The following is a 546-nucleotide window of genomic DNA, read 5'->3' on the forward strand; positions in this document are numbered from 1 at the left end:
AGGTTGGTCATGCTGACATTGCCGCGCTGCGCCGGCAGGCAGTGTTCGATCAGAGAAAATTGTGCTGGCGTGATCTCCATGCCCAATAGTTTAATCGCTCGGGCCATTAGTGTTAACAGGCCCTAAAGTCACTTGTCTCCTGCAGGGCGATTGCCAGCTGCTGTCACTTGGCTTGCAGCTGGCTGCTTATCGTTGTGTGCTCAACACCATGGAACTTCTTCCTGTTGCGGACAAGCATTTCATCCATGCGCGCGCTTGGCGCGGTATAGGTGCGCAGGGCGTCGTAATGAGAGTGTTTGCCGACACTTCGGTAGTAGATTCGCTCCGCCGTGAGTCGCCTGATGCCGAGGCGGAACTTCGCGCTCGTCTCAAGGCGCATGGCGGTATGTTTCGCCGCCGCCATGCGCTGGTGGTTAGTTTTCTAGGGCCTGTTAACACTAATGGCCCGAGCGATTAAACTATTGGGCATGGAGATCACGCCAGCACAATTTTCTCTGATCGAACACTGCCTGCCGGCGCAGCGCGGCAATGTCAGCATGACCAACC

1 pseudogene is annotated in these 546 nt (G+C 56.0%); it reads left to right on the forward strand.

Features of this window, described 5'->3' with window-relative positions:
* Nucleotides 1-127 precede the first annotated feature (127 nt).
* Nucleotides 128-457, forward strand: a pseudogene (locus F7R02_RS25795) (MASE1 domain-containing protein); the annotation flags it as partial.
* Nucleotides 458-546: the final 89 nt, after the last annotated feature.

Origin of the sequence: Xanthomonas cissicola (assembly GCF_008801575.1) — a bacterium.
Lineage (GTDB): Bacteria > Pseudomonadota > Gammaproteobacteria > Xanthomonadales > Xanthomonadaceae > Xanthomonas > Xanthomonas cissicola.